Origin of the sequence: Streptomyces sp. NPDC052107 (assembly GCF_040680215.1) — a bacterium.
In the GTDB taxonomy this organism is placed as follows: Bacteria; Actinomycetota; Actinomycetes; order Streptomycetales; family Streptomycetaceae; genus Streptomyces.
The window spans coordinates 22482-41734 of record NZ_JBFAWG010000020.1; the positions used below are offsets into that span (position 1 = coordinate 22482).

Sequence of the window (19253 nt, forward strand, 5' to 3'; positions counted from 1 at the left end):
CCGAAAAGCGCAAACAAAATTGTTGACAATGTTGTCTGGCTAGATTTAGGTTCCACAGGCACTCACTCAGGGAGGGCACGATGCCGCAGGAAGCCCGTCCGACCACCGGAGAGCAGGCCAAGCAGCATGCGTTCGCGCAGCTGCGGCAGGCGATCCTGCACGGCGAGATGGCGCCGGCCCAGCGGCTGGTGGAGAACGAACTCGCCGAGCAGTTCGGTGTGACGCGGGCCAGCATCCGTGCGGCGTTGATCGATCTGGAGGCGCAGGGACTGGTCGAGAGGATCCGCAACCGCGGTTCGCGGGTGCGGGTGGTGACCGTGGAGGAAGCGGTCGCCATCACGGAGTGCCGCATGGTCCTGGAGGGACTGTGTGCGGCCAAGGCCGCCGTGGCGGCCAGTGATGGGCAGCTGACCGAGCTGGCCGACCTCGGCACGGCGATGGAGAAGGCCGTCGCAGACGGCGAGCCGGTCACGTACTCCGACCTCAACCACCAGCTCCACGACCGGATCCGGGTCATCTCCGGGCAGCAGACCGCGGTCGAGCTGCTGGAGCGGCTGAACGCCCAACTGGTCCGCCACCGCTTCCAGTTGGCGCTGCGGCCGGGGCGTCCGCAGCAATCCCTGAACGAGCACCTGGCGATGATCGAGGCGATCAGGGCCAGGGATCCGCAGGCGGCCGAAGCGGCCGCCCGCGCCCACCTCGCCAGCGTGATCGAGGCGCTCCAGGACTGAGCGCGCGGGACGCGGGGCCGGCGCGCACCTGTCCACCGAGGCGCGGGCGCCACAGAGACGCATGTCTGCGGCGCGCCGGGCCCGACAAGGGAGAACTCCGCCATGAACCACCCCAACGCGCCCGCACACCCACCCCGTTCGACCCTCGTCGTCACCGCGCACGCCGGGGACTTCGTGTGGCGCGCGGGCGGCGCCATCGCCCTGGCCGCGGCGCGCGGCGACGAGGTCACCATCGCCTGTCTGACCTTCGGTGAGCGCGGTGAGTCCGCCAAGGCGTGGCGCGAGGGGAAGAACCTTGAGGAGATCAAGGCGATACGGCGGGACGAGGCCGAGCAGGCCGCCGCCACCCTCGGCGCCGAGGTCCGCTTCTTCGACGCCGGCGACTACCCCCTCGTTGCCACCGCCGAACTGACCGACCAGCTCGTCGCCGTCTACCGGGAGACCCAGCCCGACGTCGTCCTCACCCACCCGGTGCAGGACCCGTACAACGGCGACCACCCCGCCGCCAACCGCATGGCCCTGGAGGCCCGTGTCCTCGCCCAGGCCATCGGCTACCCCGGACCCGGCGAGATCATCGGCGCCCCGCCGGTCTTCTGCTTCGAGCCCCACCAGCCCGAGATGAGCGGCTTCAGGCCCGAAGTCCTGCTCGACATCACCGAGGTGTGGGAGACCAAGCGCAAGGCGATGGAGTGCCTCGGCGCCCAGCAGCACCTGTGGGACTACTACACCGACCTCGCCGTCCGCCGCGGAGTCCAGCTCAGGCGCAACGCCGGACCCTACCTGGGCCTGCCGCACAAGACCATGGCCGAGGCCTACATGCGCCCCTACCCGCAGGTCACGAAGGAACTGGCATGAGCGGCGTGATCGTCACCGACCCACCCAAGGCCGAGGCGCAGGACGTCGACGCCCTCGCCGGGTACGGCGTCGCCACCGTCCATGAGGCCATGGGCCGCACCGGCCTGCTCCCGTCGTATCTCCGCCCGATCCAGCAGGGCGTCCGGGTCGCCGGCACCGCCGTCACCGTGCTGTCCTGGCCCGGCGACAACCTGATGATCCACGCCGCCGTCGAGCAGTGCGGCGAGGGCGACATCCTGGTCGTCACCACCACCTCGCCGTCCACCGACGGCATGTTCGGCGAACTGTTCGCCACCGCGCTGAAGCGGCGCGGGGTGCGCGGCCTGGTCATCGACGCGGGCGTCCGCGACACCCAGGAACTGCGCGAACTCGGCTTCCCCGCCTGGTCGGCGGCCGTCTGCGCGCAAGGCACCGTGAAGGCGACCGGTGGCTCGGTCAACGTCCCCGTCGCCGTCGGCGGCCAGGTCGTCCGCCCCGGTGACGTGTTCGGCGTCGCCGCCCTGCGCTCCTCGCGGCGCCCCGAGCACAGCGGCACCGGGCAGCGGCTCGTCACGGCCGGCTGACCCGGCCCCGCCCCGCGCTCGGCGCCGCACCCCGTCCAGGGGGTACGGCGCCGTACGGGTTTCACGGTGTCACCTCTGTGCGTCGGGCTCCACGTCCAGGCCCGTGCAGGCCAGCTCCCCGGCCACCTCCGCACACGCCTCCACGCCTCGCGGCGAGGACACCGAGAGCATCGGGCTGCTGACACCGGTGGAGTCGTCCGCCGGGTAACCGGCCGACATCACGTCCTGGCCTACGCGTACCGACACCTCACGGGCCCTGGGCGAGCGAAGCCACACCTCGGACCAGGCGGTCCCGCAGGCCGGTGACCAGCGCAGCCGGACGGTGTAGGCGGGACCGGTGACCGTGCTCGTGGTCCGCGCGTCCCGGGCACACACCGAGGCGTCGGGCAACTCGCCCTGACAGGACCGTCCGTGACAGCGGTGCACCTCCGGCAGCGTTCGCGCGGCGGGCGCGGCACCCGGCCGCCCGGAGAAGGCGACAGCGGCGGCCACCGCCGTCGCTGTGCCGAACAGCGCGAACACCGACAGCGGAAGCCACGACGGGAGCCGCCCGAAACACCGCTTTCGACCGCGCTGCTCGGGCACGACAGCGGGCGGCGAGATGTCGGCCGCGTCCCACAGTGTCAGCGCGGCCTCGGGATCGGCGCCGGCGAGCCGGCAGAGCGCCTCCACGGCCGGCCTCGGCGGCGGTGTGCCGCCGGACAGATAGCGGTGCCACGCGGACTTGCTGTACGGGGTGCGCGCGGCCAGCGCCGCCAGGCTCAGCCCCGTACGGTCCTTCAGCTCGCGCAGTCCCGCCACCAGTGCCTCGTCCGGCGTGGTCGATGCTTGGGGGTGCCGCATCGTGCGTCCTCGACTCCCGTTCCGCTATGGGCGGTTTCGCCCCTGTTGTCGGAATGGATTCCCGCGAGGACGGCGACTGGAACACGCGGTGAGGTATGAGCAAGGTGAGCTGTGGGCGTACCGAAGGCCCGTTCGGGGGTCGTCGAACGGGCCTTCGGCGGCTGGGTGGTGCTGCGGTGTGACGTGCCGTCAGCACCAGGGGAGCGTGCGGTCGGTGCGGACGTAGTGGGCCGAGACATAGCCCGCGTGGTGCCGCAGCCGGTACCAGGTGCGGTTGCCGTACACCGCGGAGCCGCGCGTCTTGCAGACGAGCATCAGGTGGCGGCCCGTGCTGCGATGGCCGACGATCCGGTAGCCGGTGCCCGGGCCGGAGCGGACGTTGAGCTGGGCGTGGCGGGTGGCGACTCGGCCGGTGACGGGCAGGACGTGACGGTACGTCAACGGGTCTGCCATGAACCGGCAGTGCAGGCGGTGCGCGGCGAGGCGGTACGCGGCGGCGTGCGCGGCGAGACGGTAGGCTCCCGTCCGTGGCATGAAGCGGTACGCAGCTCGCCGGGCCGTGAGGCGGTGGATCCGGTGCACTGGGCGGGTGTGGTGCGTACGGAGGTGGACGCGGTGGTGCCGGCGGTGGGTGACGTACCGGCGGTGGTGGACGCGCCGGCCGGTGCGGTGGGTGCGGTGCTGGGCGCGGTGGCCGTGGTGCTGGGTGGTGGCGTTGGGAACCGGGCGCGGTGCGGCGGCGCTCGCCGTGGTGACGCCGGCCGCCGTGGGCAGGAACGCGAGCACCGCCACCGTGGCCAGCAGTCCGCTTTTGAGGGTCCGTCGGATCATGGAAGCCTCCGGCTGTCGTTCTCGTGACCACGAGCAGTGATCACGACAGCCAGGGTTTCCGTGGCGCGCCGTCGCAATGCCGTTCCGGTGTCCCCAGGGACGGCCGGGACGTCCCGCGGGACGGGCGCTCGCGGCGCAGGTGGGCTCATCCGGTCCGCGGCGCGGAGGCGTCCCGCCGTCCCGGGCCGTCTCCGCGCACGTCCGGCTGACGTGTCCCGAGGGGCGCGCCCCAGGCGTCCGCGGCGGTCAGAGCGTCTCGGCGAAGGTGATGGTCCGCTCCTTCAGCAGCGGGAACACCGTCCCCCGGATCAGCTCCGCGAAGTGGTCCGTCTCCTTGTGCGCCTCGAAGCCGGCGCGGTCCGTGTAGCGCTCGTACAGCACGAACGCCCCCGGCCGGTCGACGACCTCGTGTGCCTCGTAGGCGAGGTTCGCGGGCTCCGACGGGACCAGTTCGCGCATCCTCCGCAGCGCGTCACGCACGGTGTCGGCGTCGGCGGGGGCGCACTGGTACTGGGCTACGACGGCGAAGGCCATGGCATTCCTCCGGTGTTCCAAAGGCGGGTGGACTCGCCGATTCCAGCACGCTCCTGCTGTGGGGCGGTCCGTACGACACGCGGCCGTACGACACGTGGCCATGTCCGCGTATGGCCGGCCGCCGAGGGGGCCGAGAGCGAGGGGTGGAACTTACTTGACTTACGCAACGAGCTGGTAAACTGACGGATATGCCCACGGAATCGCTGTCCGACCTGCCCGTCGCGTCCCCGGAGGTCAACGAGATAGAGGGCGCCCTGACGCGCCTCACCTACCTCGGCACCCGGGCCCGGCAGCACGAGCGGCTGATGGCGCTGGCCGGCGTGCCCCTGGACCGGGCCGCGGTGGCCCTGCTGCGGCAGATCGCCGACTCCGAACCGCTGCGTCCGGGGGAGCTGGCACAGCGCTTGGGTGTGGAGGCCTCCCACGTGACGCGGACCGTGCAGCAACTGCAGAAGGCCGGATACGTCACGCGAGTCCCGGACCCCGTGGACCGGCGCGCCCAGCGGATCCGGCTGACCGACGCGGGCCGGGAAGCCGTCGAGCGGGTCCGCGAGGCCGGGGCCCGGGGGATGCAACTCGCCCTCGCCGACTGGCGGCCCGAGGATCTGCGGCAGATGGCGACCCTGTTCCACCGCATGGTCGACGACTTCCTCGCGTACTCGACCGACGAGGACTCCGGCCGGGAGACGGACGACACCGTCGCCACGGCGTGACGGCCGACGTCCTGCGACAATGGGCCACCCCAGCGCCTACCGTCGAGTAATATCCGGCGGCAGGCCATCAGAGGAGGAACCGTGTCCCGGTCCGAACGCTCACCCCTGCTGCTCGCCGGCCTGCTGGCCGCGGCAGGGGTCGCCCACTTCGCGGCACCGCGCTCCTTCGACGCGGTCGTACCGCGTGCGCTGCCGGGCTCGCCCCGGGCTTGGACGTACGGCAGCGGCTTCGTGGAGCTTGCTCTGGCGGCCGGGATGGCCGCACCCCGGACACGCGCGGTCGCCGCGAAGGCGGCCGCGGCCTTCTTCGTCGGGGTGTTCCCGGCGAACGTGCAGATGGCCGTGGACTGGCGGCACCGGCCCGCGCCGCTGCGGACGGCCGCCCTCGCGCGGCTGCCGCTGCAGGTGCCGCTGGTGCTGTGGGCCCGGGGAGTCGCCCGGAACGAGAAGGGACAGTCATGACGGAACGCATCGAGGTCGGGGACAAGGCCGAGGACTTCGCCCTGCCCGACGAGACCGGCACCACCCGCCGGCTCACCGAGCTGCTGGCCGACGGGCCGGTGGTCCTCTTCTTCTACCCGGCCGCCCTCACCCCCGGCTGCACTGCCGAGGCCTGCCACTTCCGCGACCTGGCCGCCGAGTTCGCCGCCGTCGGTGCCCGGCCCGTCGGCATCAGCGGCGACACCGTGGACAAGCAGCAGGAGTTCGCCGGCCGGCACCGCCTCGGCATGCCGCTGCTCTCCGACGCCGACGGCGCGGTCCGCGAGCGGTTCGGCGTCAAGCGCGGCTTCTCCCTCGCCCCCACCAAACGCGTCACCTTCGTGATCGCCGAGGACCGCACAGTGCTGGAGATCGTCCGCAGCGAGCTGCGCATGAACACCCACGCCGACCGGGCTCTCGCCGCCCTGCGCGCCCACCAGGGCTGAACGGCCCCCGCCCCGCAGGGCGCACAGGAACATCCGCGCGCTTGATGTGCCGGACCAATCGGAACATCCTTGGGCGTATGAGGCATGACGCCGCCGTGGCGATCATCGGCGCCCTGGGTACGGTGACCGGGTGGAGCGAGGGCGCGCGGCGGCTCACGGGCCACCCGGCCGAGGACGTCGTGGGCCGGCCCGCGGCCGGGCTGCTCGCCGGGGCGGCGATCCGCCCATCCAGCTCCGGCTGATCCGCGACCGCGCGCTCATCTGCGAGGTCTCCGACGCCAGTTCCACCTCACCGCACCTGCGCCGGGCGCACGCCTACGACGAGGGCGGCCGCGGACTGCTGCTGGTCGCCCAGCTCACCCAGCGCTGGGGAAGCCGGCAGACGGGCCGGGGCAAGACGATCTGGGCCGAGCAGGCGCTGCCCTGCACCTGACCGCCCGCCCCGGCACCGATCACTGGAACGGGCAGCCCGGGTTCGGCGCGTCCTCCGAGAACGGGGCGCCGTGCGGCAGCACGTAGAGCACATCGAGCACGAGCGGGGTGTCGCCGAGGTTCCGCCCGATGTGGACATGGTCCGCACCGGCCGGCTCCTGGATCGTCGCGCCCCTGCGGTACACGCCGTCCGAGGCGCAGCCGGAGTCGAAGTGGCTGAGGGTGCCCTGTCTCACCACGCCGTACAGCGGCCCGTCGTGGTAGTGCCAGCCGGTGCTCTGGCCGGGCGGGACGGTGATCTCCCGCAGGGTGTAGTCGGTGTCGCCGATGGTGGTCTGGCTGATGATCCGGGCCGTCACACCGGGCCCCGGCGGGGTCGCCTGCGCGGTGCCGCAGGTCAGAACGGTGGCGACGGTCAGCGCGCCGGTGACGGCGGCACGGAGGGCGGTACGCATGCGGGACCCTTTCGGGAGGCGAGCGGCGTGTCGCCGTGAACATAAGGGCACCGCAGACGAGTTGGGGGCGGAACCCGATGATCCGTATGCCTACGTGATCTCCGGTGTCAGGCCGCCGCGCGCTCGCGGACCACGTGCCGTGGCCGTTTGTCCTCGCGCAGTCCCAGGTAGCGGGGATGCCGCAGCATCCCGTCCCGGGTCCACTCGGTGAAGGCGATCTGCGCGACCAGCTTCCGTTCGAACAGCCAGCCCTCGCCGAAGTCCCGGCGGTCGCTCAGCGTGGCCAGCATCGGGGCCGCGGCGAGCTCCGCGCCCGGCCCGGCCGGACGCAGCAGCTCCCGCCGGCCGGCATCGCGTCCAGCGGACCCGGCACCGCCCCTCACTCCTCGCCGTCGGCCGCGACCTGCGCGAGGGTGCGTCCGGTGCGCACCGAGCGGGCCCGCCGGGGATCCGGGGTGCCGTGCCCGGCCGGTCGCGCCCGCCCCTTGCGCACCAGCAGCCAGGCCTCCTGTTCACCCTGGTCTCCCCGGAAGCGGGTCAGGGCGTACTCGCCGCGCAGTTTGCTGCCGTGCAGCCGGAAGGTGGCGTGCCCGCGCTCCAGCGACTCCGCGAAATCCACCGGGCGCCCCTTGCGGTCGTGGCTGAGCGGCTCGTACGTGCCGTTGTCCCAGACGATCACCGTTCCGCCGCCGTACTCGCCCTTCGGGATCACTCCCTCGAACTCCTCGTACTCCAGCGGATGGTCCTCGGTGGGCACGGCCATCCGCTTGTCCCCGGGATCCGTGGACGGGCCCTTCGGGATCGACCACGACTTCAGGACGTCCTCGACCTGGAGCCGGAAGTCGAAGTGCATCCGGCTGGCGTCGTGGATCTGCACCACGAAATGCGGCTCGTCACCCCCGGCCCGGGGCCCCTGCCCCGACGGCTCGCGGGTCCGCTCGAAGTCGCGCTTGCCGCGGTACGTCCGCAGCCGGTCCTCCGCTGCCACCTGCGGCTCCTTCCGTACGTCCGCCCCACGGCCCGCCGAGTACCCCGGAGCGCGCCGTTCAGCCCGCGATGCCGTGCAGCTCGGCGACCGCGTCGTCCGGCAGCACCAGGGACGCGGCGGCGATGTTCTCCCGCAGGTGCTCCGGCGAGGAGGTGCCGGGGATCAGCGCGATGTTCGGCGACCGGCGCAGCAGCCAGGCCAGCGCCACCTGCTGCGGCGAGGACCCCAGCCGAACGGCGACCTTCGCCAGCGTCTCGGACTGCAGCGGGCTGAAGCCACCGAGCGGGAAGTACGGCACGAAGGCGATGTTCTCGGCCGCCGTGCGCTCCACCAGGGCGTCGTCCTGCCGGTTGGCCAGGTTGTACAGGTTCTGCACGGTCACGACGGGCGCGATCGCCAGCGCCTCGTCCAGCTGCGCCGCGGTCACCGTGCTCAGCCCCAGATGCCGGATCAGCCCCCGCTCCCGCAGCTCGGCCAGCGCGCCGAACTGCTCGGCCAGGGAGTCGTCGTTCGGGGCGTCCACGCCACCCACCCGCAGATTGACGACGTCCAGCGACTCCACGTCCAGGTTCCGCAGGTTGTCGTACACCTGCGCCTTCAGGTCCTCCGGGTGCCGGGACAGGATCCAGCTGCCGTCGGTTCCCCGGCGGGCGCCGACCTTGGTGACGATGTGCAGCTCCTCGGGGTAGGGGTGCAGCGCCTCCCGGATGAGCTCGTTGACGACCACGGGCCCGTAGAAGTCGGCGGTGTCGATGTGCGTGATGCCCGCCTCGACCACCGCACGGAGCACCGCCACGGCCCGGTCACGGTCCTTCGGCGGACCGAAGACGTGCGGCCCGGCCAGCTGCATGGCGCCGTAGCCGACGCGGGTCAGGGTCAGGCCCTCGGCCGGGGTGAGGGTGCCGCCGAGCTGTGCAGTCATGTCGTACCTCTCCAGATGATGCTCAGGATGTCCGGGCCACCGGTCCCGCCGGCGGCCTCGCTCTCAACCCTGCGCCCGTCGCGCCCGCCGTTGCAGTACCTCGTCGATCCTGGGAGTGACAGGGCCAGTCACCGCCGGCCGGGCCGCCGTACGGTGGGGCCATGGACCGAACGAACGCGCTCGGCGAGTTCCTGCGCGCCCGCCGGGCGCTGGTGCGGCCCGAGGACGTGGGGCTGCCCGGCGGAGGGCTGCGCCGGGTGCCGGGGCTGCGCCGTGAGGAGGTCGCGATGCTGGCCGGCATCAGCTCCGACTACTACCTGCGGCTGGAGCAGGGCCGCGACCGCAACCCGTCCGTGCAGGTCCTCCAGGCCATCGCCGGCGTGCTGCGGCTCGACGCCGACGCCACCGCCCACCTCGTCGGCCTCGCCCAGGACCGGCCCGGCCCCGGCGTACGCTCCGTGCGCCGCACCCAGCAGGTCCCGGCCGGCCTGCTCCAGCTCATCGACGGCTGGCCGCACAACCCCGCCTACGTCCAGAACCGCTACACCGACTGCCTCGCCGCCAACGCCCTCGCCACCGCGCTCACCCCGAACTACCGGCGCGGCGTCAACCTCCTGCGGGCCGTCTTCCTCGACCCGGCCGAGCGCGAGCTGCGCCGGGACTGGGAGGACCTCACCGAGGAGGGCGTGGCCGTACTGCGCTCCGAGGCGGGGGCGGACGCGGACGACCCGCGGCTGCGGGACCTGGTCGGTGAGCTGTCCCTGCGCAGCGAACGCTTCCGCACCCTGTGGGCCCGGCACGAGGTACGACCCCGCCGCGGCCGGGTGAGCCACCTGACCCATCCGCAGGTCGGCGACCTCGACCTGCGGTCGGAGAAGCTGTCCGTGGACGGCACCGACGGACTCACCCTGGTGGTCTTCCACGCCGAGCCCGGCAGCCGCAGCGCCGAACTGCTGGACATCCTCGGCAGCCTCGCCGCGCCGTCCGGCCACGGAGCCCGGCCGGACAGCGCGCAGGAACGGATCGAGGAGCAGTAGGGCCGTCGCCGGTTCAGAACTCCTCGTGCCTCTCTGGGTCCCCGCCGAGCCGCCGCGGGGAGCGGTGCCCGATGGCCGCCAGCTGGTCGGAGTCCAGCTCGAACCCGAAGACGTCCAGGTTGGCGCGCTGCCTGCCCGGGTCGGCCGACTTCGGGATGGGCAGCGCGCCGACCTGGAGGTGCCAGCGCAGCAGCACCTGCCCCGGGGTCACCCCGTGCGCCGTGGAGACCTCGGCGACCGCGGGATCGTCCAGCAGGGCGGTGCCCCGGCCCAGCGGGCTCCAGCTCTCGGTGACGATGCCCTTGTCGGCGTGGAAGGCGCGCAGCTCCTCCTGCGGGAACAGCGGGTGCAGCTCGATCTGGTTCACCGACGGCAGCACCCCGGTCTCCTTCTCCAGCCGCGTGATGTGCTCCGGAGTGAAGTTCGAGACGCCGATCGAGCGGACCAGCCCGTCCTCGCGCAGCTTGATCATCGCCTTCCAGGAGTCGGCGTACTTGCCGACCCGGGGATTCGGCCAGTGGATCAGATACAGGTCCACGTACTCCAGGCCGAGCCGCCGCCGGGACTCCTCGAAGGAGGCCAGGGTCTCCTCGTAGCCGTGGTGGCGGCCGGGCAGCTTGGTGGTCACGACCACCTCCTCACGGGGCACGCCGCTGCCCGCTACGGCCCGCCCGACACCGGTTTCGTTCCGGTAGTTCGTCGCGGTGTCCACCAGCCGGTAGCCCAGGTCGAGCGCGGAGCGTACGGCCTGCTCGGCGGCCGTGTCGTCCAGCGGCCAGGTGCCGAGGCCGATGGCGGGGATCGTCGTACCGTCGTTGAGCGTGTGCGCCGGAATGCCGTTCACGATGGGACCTTCCCTCGACTGTGTCGTCCTCCCAGCCTCACGGATAGGGTGAGCGGTGATCAACCGGGCGGGTGGGGAGAGGGCAGCGGACGGCATGGGCGGCGGCGCGGACAGCAACGGCGTGGGCGGCGGCGGACGGCCCACCTCGCGGGATGTCGCGCGGCTCGCCGGCGTCTCGCACACCGCCGTGTCCTTCGTCTTCAACGGCCGCGCCGAGGGCAACCTCTCGCCCGCCACCCAGGAGCGCATCCGCCAGGCCGCCGCCCAGCTCGGCTACCGGCCCGACCCGGTCGCCCGCGGCCTGCGCCGCCGCCGTACGGCCGTGATCGGGCTGGTCACCGACGAGATCGCCTCCTCCCCGTTCGCCGGGCGGCTGCTGCGCGGCGCCATGGAGACCGCCTGGTCCAGTGACCACCTCGTGCTCACCGTGGACTCCGGCGGCGACCCGGCCAAGGAGGACGCGGCGGTCGCCGAACTCCTCGACCGGCGCGTCGACGGCATCGTCTACGCGGCCATGTCCCTGCGCCGGGTCCGGGTCCCCGAGGGCCTGCACCGCACCCACTCCGTGCTCGCCAACTGCCTACCCGAGGACGACTCGCTGCCCGCCGTCATCCCGGCCGAGCGGGCCGGCGGGCGCACGGCCGCGCGGCTGCTGCTGGAGGCCGGGCACCGCCGGCTCGCCGTGGTCGGCGGGCAGGACGACATCGCCTCTGTGGAGCGGCTGCGCGGCTTCCGGGACGCGCTGCGCGCCGAGGGCGTCACCGTGCCCAAGGAGTGGGTCGTACGCACTGGAGGCGAGATCACCAGCGGCCACGAGGGCGCCACCAGGCTGCTCGACGGCATCGACCCGGACCGCCGGCCCACCGGCGTCTTCTGCTACAACGACCGGGTCGCGGCAGGCGTGCTGCATGCCGCGACCCGGCTCGGGATCGCCGTACCCGGCGAGCTGTCGGTGGTCGGCTACGACGACCAGGAACACATGGCCGCCTTCCTCACCCCGGCCCTGACCACGGTCGCGCTGCCGCACCGGGCGATGGGCGAGGCGGCGGCCCAGTTGCTGCTGGACGCCATCGACACCGGACGCACCCCGCCCGCCACGGTACGGCGGCTGGCCTGCCCCGTGGTCAGCCGCGCCTCGGTGGGTCCTGCTCCCACGCACTGACCTCGGCGTCCCCGGCGATCTCCAGCTCGGCGACGTCGTCCGGGCGCCGATAGACCCGCTCGGTCACCGCCGCCCGGTCCTCGGCGAAGAGTTCGAGGAGCGAGCCGTCCACGAGGATCCTGACGGTGAGGGCCGGCTGGGGCGGCACGCGCACCGTGAGCCGAGCCGACTCCTCAACTCCCGTGCGGGGCCAGCCGCTGCGGTCCAGGACGACCGTGCCCGCCGCCGGGTCCAGCCGGACCGTGAGCGCCCGGTCCGCCGCCCGCAGCAGGGTGACCGTGGTGGCGCCGCGCGCGGTCACGGTCAGGTCGTACGACACCGGGAGCGGCACCCGGCCCGGTGCGGTCGCGAACGGCTCGGGGGCGCGCAGGAGTTCCAGCTCCGGGGCCGGCTCGACCCGTAGGGTGCCGTCCGCACGGACGTCGACCACCCTCGGCGCGGTGAGCGTGCCCGCCCAGCCCGCCGCCAGCACCTCCGAGGTCTCCCGTGGCTCCCAGGACCATCCCCACATCAGGGCGCGGTCGTCGTCCTGACGGACGGCGGGGGCGTAGAAGTCCCGGCCCTGGTCGAGCCGGCCGCCGGCGCGGGGGGTGAACCACAATCCGCCGTCCGCGTCGGCCTCCAGACGACCCGTCAGGTACGCCGTCGAGCAGGGAGTCCCGTCCCACAGGGACACCACGAGCACGTGTTCGCCGCCGCTCGTCCCGAACAGCTGCGGGCACTCCCAGCCGACCGCCTTGTCACCGAACGCGGCGGCGGCGACCGGGTCGTGGCCGTCCAGCAGGACGCCGGCGAACCGCCACGCGGTCAGCTCCTCGCAGTCGTACAGCAGGACCGACGGAGTGCCGTCGGCGTGGCCCGCGCCGACAAGCGCCCAGCGCCGCCCGGCGTGCCGGAACAGGAACGGGTCGCGGAACATCACCACGTCCAGCCCGGCCGGCGGTGCCGTGACCACGGGTTCGGGCAGGGCGTGCCACTCGACGAGCCGTTCGTCGGCGGGGTCCGCGGCGCGGGCCAGGCAGATGGTGCCGAGGCCGGTGTGGGTGTGGTCGACGCCCGTGTACACGGCCGTGGGAACGCCGTCGTCGTCCACCACACAGCCCGACCAGCAGCCCGCCTCGTCGGGGCCACCCGGTGTCGGGGTCAGGGCGATCGGATGGTGCTCCCAGTGCACCAGGTCGGGGCTGGAGACGTGCCCCCAGTGGATGTTGGTGTGCACCGGAGCGGCCGGATTGTGCTGGTAGAAGAGGTGATGGCGGCCATGCCAGCGGAAGGGGCCGTTGGGGTCGTTGATCCATCCCGCGGGCGGGCGGACCCGGAAGCGGGGCGCGATCGGGTCCGGGGTGGGGCGTGCGAGGCTCAACGGTTGACTCCTGCGGAGGTGATGCCCTCGCGGAGAGGGCGCTGACCGACGACGAACACGGCGACGGCGGGGATCATCGAGAGCACGACACCGGCGAGGACGACGGAGATGGAGCCGGTGCCGAGATTGCCCTGCAGGGAGACCAGGCCCAGCGGGAGCGTGTAGTTCTGGCCCGAGGTCTCCAGGATCAGCGGGCGGAAGAACTCGTTCCAGTGGTAGTTGAAGGCGAGTACGCCGACGATCGCCAGGCCTGGAGTGGCCAGCGGCGCATACACGGACCGGAAGATCCGCCAGGGCCCGGCGCCGTCCAGCATCGCGGCCTCGCCGAGGTCCTTCGGCATGCCGAGGAAGTACTGGCGCATCAGAAAGGTGCCGAACGCGGTCGGGAACGCCGGAATGATCAGACCGAGGAGCGTGTCGGTCAGTCCCATCGACTTGAGCACCAGGAACACCGGGACGATGGTGACCTGGAGGGGGACCATCATGGTCGCCAGGACCAGACCGAACAGCGGCTTCTTGAACCGGAAGTCGAGCCGGGCGAACGCGTAACCGGCGAGCCCCGCGGTGATCATCTGGCCGACCGCGATCAGTGCGGTCACCAGGGTCGAGTTGAGCGCCAGAAGCCACACGTCGATCTGGTCGAAGACACCGCGATAGGCGGCCGTGCTCGGATGGGTCGGAACGATCTGCGGCGGCAGGTTGAACGAGTCCGCCGGAGTGCGCAGCGAAGTGGAGACGGTCCAGACGACCGGACCGAGCGTGAGCAGGGCGCACACGGTCAGCCCGGCGATCCGCGCCCACGGTCCGATCGCGTACCGGGCGCGGCTGAGGGTCGGGGTCGCCTGGCTCGTCATGGTTGCTTGGCTCAAGGGGATCACCCGGCTCACTGGTAGTGGACGAAACGCCGGCTGAGCCGGAACTGGACGGCGGTCACCGCCATGATCAGCAGGAACAGCAGCACGCCCACGGCCGACGCCTCGCCGAACCGCAGCTGCTCGAAGGCCTTCTCGTAGATGACCATCACGACCGTGCGCGTGGAGTCGCCGGGCCCGCCGTCGGTGAGCACATACGGCTGCTCGAAGACCTGCAGGGCGTTGATGATGCCGACCACCGAGGCCACCAGCAGGGTGGGGGAGAGCAACGGGAGGGTGATGGCGAGGTGCTTGCGCAGCCCGGTCGCGCCGTCGAGAGCGGCCGCCTCGTGGATCTCCTTCGGGATGTTGTTCAGCCCGCCCACGAACAGCAGGAACGAGAAACCGAACTGCTGCCAGACGTACACGATGATCACGGTGGCCATCGCGCCGTGCTCGGAGGTCAGCCAGGGCACGGGAGTGATCCCGAACAACCCGATCAGCCAGTTGACCACTCCGAAGTCCTGGTTGAACAGATACTTCATCACGACCGAGATGGACGCCGCCGACAGCACGAGCGGGAAGAAGAACGCCGAGCGGAAGACCGAGCGGAGCCACACCGGCATCCGGCCGTTCAGCGTGAGGGCTAGCGACAGCGCGATCAGCAGCTGCGCGGCGACCGCGAACACCATGAAGACGAGCGTGTTGCGAAAGGACACCAACACGGTCGAATCAGTGAACACATCACGGTAGTTGGCGGTTCCGGCGAAACCGGGCGAGTCGATCACGTTCCAGTGGAACAGGCTCAACAGGACCGAGCCGAAGATCGGTACGACCGTGAAGACCACGATCCCGACCACGGTCGGGGCCAGGAACAGCGCCGCCAGCAGCCGTGTGCCCCGCTCGCGCGCCGCTCGCCGCACGCCCCCCGCGCGCGGGGTCGCGGCCCGGGGCGGGACGGTGCCGATCCGGGTGTCCGTCGTGTCTTTCGTGTCCGTCATACATCACGCTCCATGGCCTTCTCCAGATCGCCCTGCATCCGCCGCAGCGCGGGCCCGACCGAGCGCCGGCTCGCCAGCGCCGTCCCGGTGTGCTTGAGCAGCACCTGGGTCACCTCGGCGACCTGCGGCGGGGCCGGTATGGGGCCGGTGTCGGGGAATTTGTCGAGGGTGTCGTAGAAGACCCGCCAGTGCGCCGGGCCGGTCTCCCGGTAGCGGGCCGCCGTCAGCATCGACCGGCGGGCCGGGGTGGTCTGGTTGGTCGAGAACAGCCCGGTCAGGGTCTCCAGCCGGGCCGAGTACTTGATGAACTCCCAGGCCGCGTCCTGCTTCTTCGACGTGCGCAGCAGCGCATAGCCCGCCGCGCCGAACTGGTGCCGCTGGGTGTGCCGGCGCGGGAAGTACCGCACGTCGAACGCGTCGTCGCGCATGCCGGCCAGATGCAGACCGCCCGCCCAGAAGCCGCCGGCGGGTGTGATGCCGACCCGGCCGGTGGAGAACACGCCGATGAGGTTCTGGCCGTTGCCGCCCTCGGGCCGGGTGCACAACCCCTCCTGGATCAGGGCCGCGAGATAGTCGTACGCCTCCTCGACCCGGGCGTTCGTGGCCTGCGGAGTCGTCCAGCGGAAGCCGCCCCCGCGTCCCTGCCGCCGGGCCGCCGGATAGAAGGCGTCCCACAGCCAGCCGCCGCCGGGCGCCCTGGACTCGGTGAGCAGGTTGGTGCCGTTCGCGAACAGCCAGGGCACCACCCCGCCCCACAGCCGGTTCGTCCAGAAGTACGGCGTGAAGTGCGCGTCGTTGGCCTTCTTCATCCGGCGCAGCAGCGCGGTGAAGTCGTCCCGGGTCCAGTCGTCCGCCGGGAGGTCCGCGCCCGCCCGCTCCAGCACCCGGGTGTTGAGGTACATGTCGGCCGCGTTGAACTCGATGGGCAGCTGATACAGGCTGCCCTCGTACATCATCGACTCCACCAGCGAGGGATGGACGTCGGCGAAGTACTCCTTCAGCTCCGCCGCGTCGCGCTTCACCCAGTGGTCCAGCGGCACGCCCAGGTGCCGGGCGAACAACTGCACCCCCTCGGTGGCCACATAGACCAGGTCGGGCGCGGTGCCCGCGGCGATCTGCGTGAGGATCTTGGCGAAGAAGTCCGACCAGTCCACGGCCTGCACCGCGTTGATGCGGACCTTGATGTCGGGGTGCAGCCTGCGAAAGCCCGTGACCAGGGCGCGGATTCCGGCCGGGGAGAACGCGGAGCCCAGGGTCGCGACGACCAGTGAGCCGTCGTCGCGGCCCGGAATGTCGGTCCCGGTGAGGCGGTCCCAGCTCGCGGCGGTACCGGCGAGGGCCGCGGCCCCCGCGCCGTAGGCGCCGTACCGCAGCAGTGCGCGGCGGGAGAGGTGCGAGTCGGTCATCCAAAGTGCCTAACTCGTGTTAGTCAAGGTGAGATGCCCCAGATGATGAGAAGCGTGTTACGTCCCTGTCAAGGTGTGGGAACGCTTGACCTTTAACGAGTTAGGTCGCACAGTCCTGGTGCCATGAACCGTCGCGAGAGGACCGATGCGTGATGCGTGGCCCCACCAGAAGAGCCCTGTTCGCCGCGACCGCCGCCGGAGCCGGCGCGGCGCTGCTGCCCGCGGCGCCCGCCGGGGCGGGGCCGATGCCGAAGCCCAAGCCGGCCCGGGACTGCCTGAGTTACCGGGCCGGCTACCACTTCACGGTCCCCGACCAGTGGAAGAACGACCCCCAGCGCCCGGTCTGGATCGACGGCGAGTACCACTACTACTACCTCTACAACGCCGACTACCTCGACGGCGACGAGGTGGGCACCGCCTGGCGCCTGGCCACCAGCACCGACCTGGTCTCCTTCACCGACCGGGGGATCGCCGTACCCAAGGACACCACCGTCAACGGCGATGTCTGGTCGGGCTCGGCGGTGGTCGACAGCGGCGACACGGCCGGTTTCGGCGCGGGCGCGGTGGTCGCCGTCGTCACGATGTCACCCGGCGGCGGCACCGACCACCAGGAGCAGTTCCTGTACTACTCCACCGACGGCGGCCGGACCTTCACCAACCACGGCACGGCCCCCGTACTGGCCGGCCCGGGCGTGGGGGCCGATTTCCGTGACCCGAAGGTGATCCGCGACGACGACCACGACCGCTGGGTGATGGCGCTCGCCGAACGGAACAAGATCGGCTTCTACCACTCGGCCGACCTCAAGTCCTGGACCTACGCGGGCGGTTACGTCCAGGACGGCATCGGTGTGCTGGAGTGTCCCGACCTGTTCCGGATCACCGCTGACGACGGCACGACCAAGTGGGTCCTGGGCGCGAGCGCGGACGGCACGGGGGCCGGGCAGCCCAACACGTACGCCTACTGGACCGGTTCCTTCGACGGTGGTGAGTTCGCCGCCGACTCCGCCGACCCGCAGTGGCTCGACCACGGCTGGGACTGGTACGCGGCGGTCACCTTCGAGAAACGGCGGGCGGACGGCTCATCGGACCCCGCCGCGCGGTACGCCCTGGGCTGGCTCAACAACTGGGCCTACGCGCACACCACACCCACGATCGACGCGGACGGCTTCGACGGTACGGACTCCGTGGTCCGCGAGATCACGCTGAAGAAGTCCGCCTCCGGCGGCTACTACCTGGCCTCCCGGCCGGTCGCCGCACTCGACTCCCATGTCTCCCGCACGGTGAACCTCGGTGACCTGACCGTCGACGGCAGCCGCCTCGTCGACTACACCGGCGTTTCCTACGAACTGACGACAGAGATCACATGGTCCCAACTCGCCGGAGCGGGCGTTCAGTTGCGCCGCTCACCCGACGGCGGGCGGCACATCGACGCCGGGGTCTGGGGCGACTACGCCTTCCTCAACCGGCGCGGCACCGTGGGCCCGGACACCAGCGGCAACCGGCAGGAGAGCCGCAGCCCCTTCGACCCGAGCGCCGGCCGGGTGAAGCTGCGCATCCTGGTGGACCGCACCTCCGTCGAGATGTTCGTGGACGACGGCCGGTACGTGCACTCCAGCGAGGTGTTCCCGTACCTGGTGGACGACCGGCTGGCGCTGTTCGCGGCCGGCGGTACGGCGGTGTTCCGGAACACGGTCGTCCGGGAGTTCGCCGTGTGAGACCCGGGGTGCCAGGATCGATGCGGAGCCGGTTCGGACGAGCATCGGAGCGCGCATGACGACACACAGGGCCACCGCGGAGCAGACGGAGCGGGTCGAGGGCGTGGAGATGAAGGTTCCAGGCGTGGAGGTGAAGCCGGTCGCCGGGCACATCGGGGCCGAGATCACCGGCGTCGACCTCGCCGGGCCGCTCGACGACGCCGTGGTGGTCCTGATCCGGCAGGCCGTGCTGCGCTGGAAGGTGGTCTTCTTCCGCGGGCAGGACCTGGACCACGCCGGGCACGTCGCCTTCGCCCGCCGGTTCGGTGAGCCGGTGGTGCTGCCCCGCCGCGGTCCGCACTCGCCGCCGGACTTCCCGGAGGTCGAGACGACGGCCGACCGGCTGGAACTGGCCGGACGCTACGGCATGGAGCACGACGAGTGGCTGCACCGCCGCCGGCACACTCTGCTGCGCGGCTGGCACTGCGACTACGGGACGCGTATCGACCCGCCGGCCGCGACCATCCTGTGCGCCGAGACCGTCCCGCCCTACGGCGGGGACACCACCTGGGCCAACCTGGCCGCCGCCTACGCCGGTCTGTCCGCGCCGGTCCGGGCCTTCGTGGACGGACTGCGCGCCGAGCACCGGCTCGGCGTGGGCTACCAGCCCCGGCCGGGAGACGACGCCTACGTCCGTCACCTCATGGACCACCAGGTCGTCTCCGAGCATCCCTTGGTGCGGGTGCACCCGGAGACGGGGGAGCGGGTGCTGTCCGTCGACGGTTACTACGTGGAGGAGATCGTCGGCCTCTCCCGTCCGGAGAGCACGGCGATCCTGGAGATGCTGGTGGAGCAGGCGGTCCGCCCCGAGTACACCGTCCGCTTCCGCTGGGAGCCGGGCAGCGTCGCCTTCTGGGACAACCGGGCCACCATCCACCTCGCCCCCAGCGACAACGCCCACCTGGGCTTTCCCCGGATCATGCACCGGGTGATGCTCGCGGGGGACGTACCGGTGGGGGTGGACGGCAAGCCCTCGGATGCGGTGGTGGGCACGGAGCCGGGCCGCTGGTGAACGGTGGACGGGCGGCGGCGCGGGTGCGCC

The 19253-nt window shown here is 71.9% G+C and carries 21 protein-coding genes and 2 pseudogenes; 11 read left to right on the forward strand and 12 right to left on the reverse strand.

The features are described 5' to 3' along the window. Positions 1-80: 80 nt before the first annotated feature. From AB0M27_RS22615 to AB0M27_RS22625, 3 genes and pseudogenes are all read left to right on the forward strand, one after another. Entirely contained in the window at positions 81-731 is a 651-nt protein-coding gene (locus tag AB0M27_RS22615; RefSeq protein WP_365723663.1) for a GntR family transcriptional regulator, read from the forward strand. 102 nt (positions 732-833) lie between these two features. After that, positions 834-1586 (forward strand): PIG-L deacetylase family protein, encoded by a 753-nt coding sequence (locus tag AB0M27_RS22620; protein WP_365723664.1) that lies wholly within the window; start codon positions 834-836, stop codon positions 1584-1586. After that, positions 1583-2071: pseudogene (locus tag AB0M27_RS22625) on the forward strand (4-carboxy-4-hydroxy-2-oxoadipate aldolase/oxaloacetate decarboxylase); the annotation flags it as partial. The gene AB0M27_RS22620 and the pseudogene AB0M27_RS22625, both read left to right, overlap by 4 nt. A 147-nt stretch (positions 2072-2218) precedes the next feature. Here AB0M27_RS22625 and AB0M27_RS22630 read toward each other — a convergent pair. From AB0M27_RS22630 to AB0M27_RS22640, 3 genes are all read right to left on the reverse strand, one after another. Further along, entirely contained in the window at positions 2219-2992 is a 774-nt protein-coding gene (locus tag AB0M27_RS22630) for an XRE family transcriptional regulator (RefSeq protein WP_365723665.1), read from the reverse strand. A gap of 189 nt (positions 2993-3181) precedes the next feature. Continuing rightward, positions 3182-3823, reverse strand: a complete 642-nt coding sequence (locus tag AB0M27_RS22635) for a hypothetical protein (RefSeq protein ID WP_365723666.1) — start codon at positions 3821-3823, stop codon at positions 3182-3184. Positions 3824-4069: 246 nt separating this feature from the next. After that, complete coding sequence (locus AB0M27_RS22640) at positions 4070-4357, reverse strand: antibiotic biosynthesis monooxygenase (RefSeq protein ID WP_365723667.1); 288 nt, start codon at positions 4355-4357, stop codon at positions 4070-4072. A gap of 188 nt (positions 4358-4545) precedes the next feature. Here AB0M27_RS22640 and AB0M27_RS22645 point away from each other — a divergent pair, with 188 nt between their 5' ends. From AB0M27_RS22645 to AB0M27_RS22660, 4 genes and pseudogenes are all read left to right on the forward strand, one after another. Beyond that, the gene (locus AB0M27_RS22645; protein WP_365723668.1) at positions 4546-5070 is read left to right on the forward strand and encodes a MarR family transcriptional regulator; all 525 of its coding nucleotides are present in this window, start codon (positions 4546-4548) and stop codon (positions 5068-5070) included. 81 nt (positions 5071-5151) lie between these two features. Then, positions 5152-5532: a hypothetical protein gene (locus AB0M27_RS22650; RefSeq protein ID WP_365723669.1), complete on the forward strand. Its 381-nt coding sequence runs from the start codon at positions 5152-5154 to the stop codon at positions 5530-5532. Then, positions 5529-5996 (forward strand): peroxiredoxin, encoded by a 468-nt coding sequence (locus tag AB0M27_RS22655; protein ID WP_365723670.1) that lies wholly within the window; start codon positions 5529-5531, stop codon positions 5994-5996. The genes AB0M27_RS22650 and AB0M27_RS22655 overlap by 4 nt, the downstream gene beginning before the upstream one ends. A 214-nt stretch (positions 5997-6210) precedes the next feature. Further along, positions 6211-6429 (forward strand): annotated as a pseudogene (locus AB0M27_RS22660) (ATP-binding protein); the annotation flags it as partial. A 19-nt stretch (positions 6430-6448) separates the two neighbouring features. On the opposite strand, the gene AB0M27_RS22665 reads toward AB0M27_RS22660, so the two are convergent. The 4 genes from AB0M27_RS22665 to AB0M27_RS22680 form a co-directional block, all read right to left on the reverse strand. Next, complete coding sequence (locus AB0M27_RS22665; RefSeq protein ID WP_365723671.1) at positions 6449-6883, reverse strand: cupin domain-containing protein; 435 nt, start codon at positions 6881-6883, stop codon at positions 6449-6451. A gap of 107 nt (positions 6884-6990) precedes the next feature. After that, positions 6991-7266 carry a hypothetical protein gene (locus AB0M27_RS22670; protein ID WP_365723672.1) on the reverse strand — a complete coding sequence of 92 codons (276 nt, stop codon included), beginning with the start codon at positions 7264-7266 and terminating at the stop codon, positions 6991-6993. Then, positions 7263-7871 carry a DNA polymerase ligase N-terminal domain-containing protein gene (locus AB0M27_RS22675; RefSeq protein ID WP_365723673.1) on the reverse strand — a complete coding sequence of 203 codons (609 nt, stop codon included), beginning with the start codon at positions 7869-7871 and terminating at the stop codon, positions 7263-7265. Before AB0M27_RS22675 ends, AB0M27_RS22670 begins: the two co-directional genes overlap by 4 nt. 58 nt (positions 7872-7929) lie before the next feature. Beyond that, on the reverse strand, positions 7930-8793 hold the full coding sequence (locus tag AB0M27_RS22680; RefSeq protein ID WP_365723674.1) for an oxidoreductase: 864 nt from the start codon (positions 8791-8793) through the stop codon (positions 7930-7932). A 161-nt stretch (positions 8794-8954) separates the two neighbouring features. Here AB0M27_RS22680 and AB0M27_RS22685 point away from each other — a divergent pair, with 161 nt between their 5' ends. Further along, complete coding sequence (locus AB0M27_RS22685; RefSeq protein WP_365723675.1) at positions 8955-9830, forward strand: helix-turn-helix transcriptional regulator; 876 nt, start codon at positions 8955-8957, stop codon at positions 9828-9830. 13 nt (positions 9831-9843) lie between these two features. Here AB0M27_RS22685 and AB0M27_RS22690 read toward each other — a convergent pair whose 3' ends face one another. Beyond that, on the reverse strand, positions 9844-10674 hold the full coding sequence (locus tag AB0M27_RS22690; RefSeq protein WP_365723676.1) for an aldo/keto reductase: 831 nt from the start codon (positions 10672-10674) through the stop codon (positions 9844-9846). Positions 10675-10768: 94 nt separating this feature from the next. Here AB0M27_RS22690 and AB0M27_RS22695 point away from each other — a divergent pair, with 94 nt between their 5' ends. Continuing rightward, on the forward strand, positions 10769-11836 hold the full coding sequence (locus AB0M27_RS22695; protein WP_365723754.1) for a LacI family DNA-binding transcriptional regulator: 1068 nt from the start codon (positions 10769-10771) through the stop codon (positions 11834-11836). Here the strand turns inward: AB0M27_RS22695 and AB0M27_RS22700 are convergent. Genes AB0M27_RS22700 through AB0M27_RS22715 form a run of 4 tightly spaced genes read right to left on the reverse strand, consistent with a single transcriptional unit; the run spans position 11799 to position 16457 of the window. Continuing rightward, on the reverse strand, positions 11799-13199 hold the full coding sequence (locus AB0M27_RS22700; RefSeq protein ID WP_365723677.1) for a glycoside hydrolase family 32 protein: 1401 nt from the start codon (positions 13197-13199) through the stop codon (positions 11799-11801). The two genes, AB0M27_RS22695 and AB0M27_RS22700, sit on opposite strands and share 38 nt — an antisense overlap. Continuing rightward, the gene (locus AB0M27_RS22705; protein ID WP_365723678.1) at positions 13196-14053 is read right to left on the reverse strand and encodes a carbohydrate ABC transporter permease; all 858 of its coding nucleotides are present in this window, start codon (positions 14051-14053) and stop codon (positions 13196-13198) included. The genes AB0M27_RS22700 and AB0M27_RS22705 overlap by 4 nt, the downstream gene beginning before the upstream one ends. Before the next feature lie 29 nt (positions 14054-14082). Further along, positions 14083-15051 carry a sugar ABC transporter permease gene (locus tag AB0M27_RS22710; RefSeq protein WP_365723679.1) on the reverse strand — a complete coding sequence of 323 codons (969 nt, stop codon included), beginning with the start codon at positions 15049-15051 and terminating at the stop codon, positions 14083-14085. Continuing rightward, a complete protein-coding gene (locus AB0M27_RS22715) occupies positions 15048-16457 on the reverse strand; it encodes an extracellular solute-binding protein (RefSeq protein ID WP_365723680.1) in 1410 nt (469 codons plus the stop codon). The genes AB0M27_RS22710 and AB0M27_RS22715 overlap by 4 nt, the downstream gene beginning before the upstream one ends. 152 nt (positions 16458-16609) lie before the next feature. Between AB0M27_RS22715 and AB0M27_RS22720 the strand changes: the two genes are divergently transcribed. After that, positions 16610-18172: a GH32 C-terminal domain-containing protein gene (locus tag AB0M27_RS22720; RefSeq protein WP_365723681.1), complete on the forward strand. Its 1563-nt coding sequence runs from the start codon at positions 16610-16612 to the stop codon at positions 18170-18172. Between the two features lie 55 nt (positions 18173-18227). Then, a complete protein-coding gene (locus AB0M27_RS22725; RefSeq protein WP_365723682.1) occupies positions 18228-19223 on the forward strand; it encodes a TauD/TfdA family dioxygenase in 996 nt (331 codons plus the stop codon). Positions 19224-19253 lie beyond the last annotated feature (30 nt).